The sequence below is a fragment of the Dietzia timorensis genome (assembly GCF_020742175.1).
In the GTDB taxonomy this organism is placed as follows: Bacteria; Actinomycetota; Actinomycetes; order Mycobacteriales; family Mycobacteriaceae; genus Dietzia; species Dietzia timorensis_A.
The window spans coordinates 1-3,412 of record NZ_DYXM01000125.1; the positions used below are offsets into that span (position 1 = coordinate 1).

The following is a 3,412-nucleotide window of genomic DNA, read 5'->3' on the forward strand; positions in this document are numbered from 1 at the left end:
TGGATCGCCAAGTGGCCGGGGCCGGCCGAGCTTGCCGAGGCATCGTCTGCCGAGGTCCTCCGCGCGTGGGGCAAGCTCGGTTACCCGCGCCGGGCGCTGCGACTCAAGGAATGTGCGCAGGCTATCGTCGAGCGCCACGGCGGCGAGGTTCCTGCAGATGTAGAGGCGTTGCTCGAGCTCCCTGGGGTAGGCGACTACACCTCGCGAGCGGTTGTCGCGTTCGCCTTCGGCCGCGCGGTGCCCGTCGTCGACACGAACATTCGGAGGGTGATCGCGCGGGTGGACCGCGGGGAGGCGGAAGCTCCTCCGCCGTCAAAGAAGGAATTAGAGGACATGGAGCGGCTCATGCCGCCCGGGAACCGCGCGGGGGTGCGGTTCTGCGCGGCGGTCATGGAGCTCGGCGCTCTCGTGTGCTCGGCGCGCGGCCCACGGTGCGACGAGTGCCCGCTCGCCGAGCGCTGCGCGTGGCGGGCGGCCGGGTTCCCCGCATACGAGGGCAAGCGGCGCGCTCCGCAGAAGTTCGCCGGCACCGACCGACAGGTGCGTGGGCTGCTGTTAGACGTCCTCCGCGACGGGCACGCGGACTCCGGGCTCGGCGAGCACGAGCACTTCTGGGTCTCGCGTGAGCGGCTCGACGCGGTGTGGCCGGACGATACCCAGCGCGACCGGGCGCTGAGCTCGCTCCTTGCCGACGGCCTGCTCGTCGAGGCGAACGGCGAGTTTTCGCTTCCCGTGTAGAGGCTCCGGGCTACGCGGCGATCATGTCGTAGGCGAGTTTTCCGACCATCGCCACGACAACCACGAGGAGCACGATCCGCACGAAACCGCTACCGCGGTTGATGGCCATCCGGGCGCCGACCTGCGCGCCGATGACGTTGGCGATCGCCAGCACGAGCGCGAGCAGCCACACGATGTGCCCGCCAGCCCCGAAGACGAGGAGCGCGCCGATGTTCGTGGCGAGGTTGACCACCTTCGACATCGCAGCCGAACGGAGGAAGTCGCCGGTCACCAGTGCCGTGAAGGCCATGATGAGGAATGTGCCGGTGCCGGGCCCGAAGATGCCGTCGTAGAACGAGATGGCGCCGGCGGCGCATAGGCCTCCGGCGACACCGGCGCGGCGCAGCGGGGTGGCATCGCCGGAACCGAAGCCGGGCCGAAGCGCGACCCACAGGCCTACGGCAAGCAGCAGAACAAGCACCATCGGGCGCATCCAGTCGGTGGAGATCGCCGCGGCGGCAGCGGCACCGAGCCCCGAGAACACCAGCGCGATGGGAACGGCGGCGGCGAGGAACTTCAGCGGGACTCTCGTGCGGCGCAAATAGGTAATCGAGGCGCTCAGCGTGCCCCACACCGCGACGGCCTTGTTGGTGCCCAGCGCCGTCGCGGGCACGGCGTTCGGGAACGCGATGAGCAGCACCGGGATGAGCACGAGCCCGCCACCGCCGACGACGGCGTCGATCCATCCGGCGAAGCCCGCGGCGACGATGAGGGCGACGGCGAGACCCGGATTATCGGTGAGCAGCGTCGCAAAATCCGTCACTGGGATCCTTTCGAAGGGCGTCTCGTCGTCCTGCCCCGAGCAGATACCGAACTCGCCGCGCATGTGCGCGGTGGCGAATGACAATTGCACTGCACATAAACCGGGCGACTTCACACAATACTCGGCGCCACCCCGTGCTCTAAGTCGCCTGGAAATGGCGAAAGCCCGCCGTCATACGAAGTGCTTTCGGTATGACGGCGGGCTTTTCTGGGCGCCTCTAGGCGAGCTGTGCGCCTCCGGCGTTCGGGCCGTCCGGCGCCGGGCCCGAGGGGGCCGCGGGCAGGCGCGAGTCACCGGGGCCGGGGACCTTCATGTCCTCGGGGGTCTTGTCCTCGGCGTCCTTGCGCTGTGCCTCGATGGAGCTCTCGGGGCGCGGCTTGCCGGTGAAGGTGAACTTCGCGTCCTCGGTCTTCTTCGGGGCGGCATCCTCATCCCAACCCTCGACGTCGACCTCTACGAGTTCGCCTGCGCCAAGCTCACCGAAGAGCAGCTTCTCGGAGAGCTGGTCCTCGACCTCGCGCTGGATCGTGCGACGCAGCGGGCGCGCGCCGAGGACCGGGTCGAAGCCGCGCTGCGCGAGCAGACGCTTGGCCTTGTCCGAGACCTCGATATCCATGTCCTTGGCGAACAGCGCCTTCTGCACCCGCTTGACCATGAGATCGACCATTTGGACGATCTCGTCCTGCGTGAGCTGGTGGAACACGACGATGTCGTCGATACGGTTGAGGAACTCCGGGCGGAAGTGCTTCTTCAGCTCGTCGTTGACCTTCTGCTTCATCCGCTCGTAGGCATCTTCGTTGTTGTTCGACGTCTGGAAACCGAGACCCACGGCCTTCGAGATGTCCGCGGTACCCAGGTTCGAGGTGAAGATGAGCACCGTGTTCTTGAAGTCGACGAGGCGACCCTGACCGTCGGTGAGACGACCGTCCTCGAGGACCTGCAACAGGGTGTTGTAGATCTCCGAGTGCGCCTTTTCGATCTCGTCGAACAGCACCACCGAAAACGGCTTGCGGCGGACCTTTTCGGTGAGCTGGCCGCCCTCTTCGTAGCCGACGTAGCCCGGAGGGGCACCGAACAGCCGCGACGCGGTGAAGCGGTCGTGGTACTCGCCCATGTCGATCTGGATCAGCGCATCGTCCTCGCCGAAGAGGAACTGTGCGAGCGCCTTCGACAGCTCGGTCTTACCGACACCGGACGGGCCGGCGAAGATGAACGAGCCCGAGGGACGCTTCGGATCCTTGAGGCCAGCGCGAGTACGGCGGATGGCACGGGAGACGGCCTTGATGGCGTCATCCTGCCCGATGATCCGCTTGTGCAGTTCGTCCTCCATGCGCAGCAGGCGCGTGGACTCCTCCTCGGTGAGCTTGAACACGGGGATCCCGGTCCAGTTCCCGAGAACCTCGGCGATCTGCTCCTCGTCGACCACGGCGGCGACATCCATATCGCCGGCGCGCCACTGCTTTTCCTTGTCGCTGCGCTCGGCGATGAGCTTGCGCTCGGTGTCGCGAAGACCGGCGGCCTTCTCGAAGTCCTGGGCGTCGATCGCCGATTCCTTCTCGCGGCGTGCGTCGGCGATCTTCTCGTCGATCTCACGCAGGTCTGGCGGAGCCGTCATCCGCTTGATGCGCATGCGGGCGCCGGCCTCGTCGATGAGGTCGATCGCCTTGTCCGGCAGGAATCGGTCGTTGATGTAGCGATCGGCGAGCTGCGCTGCAGCGGCGATGGCGCCGTCGGTGATCGTCACCCGGTGGTGCGCCTCGTAGCGATCGCGGAGACCCTTGAGGATCTCCACCGACAGCTCGACCGACGGCTCGGGGACCTGCACCGGCTGGAAGCGGCGCTCGAGAGCGGCGTCCTTCTCGATGTGCTTGC

The 3,412-nt window shown here is 67.1% G+C and carries 3 protein-coding genes; 1 reads left to right on the forward strand and 2 read right to left on the reverse strand.

The window, feature by feature from the left end:
- The coding region (locus tag K8V11_RS06775; RefSeq protein WP_303911963.1) for an A/G-specific adenine glycosylase at window positions 1-738 on the forward strand (738 nt) is incomplete at its 5' end.
- 10 nt (window positions 739-748) lie between these two features.
- Here the strand turns inward: K8V11_RS06775 and K8V11_RS06780 are convergent.
- Window positions 749-1,630 carry a TSUP family transporter gene (locus K8V11_RS06780; RefSeq protein WP_303911964.1) on the reverse strand — a complete coding sequence of 294 codons (882 nt, stop codon included), beginning with the start codon at window positions 1,628-1,630 and terminating at the stop codon, window positions 749-751.
- 127 nt (window positions 1,631-1,757) lie between these two features.
- On the reverse strand, window positions 1,758-3,412 hold a 1,655-nt coding region (locus K8V11_RS06785; protein ID WP_303911965.1), incomplete at its 5' end, for an AAA family ATPase.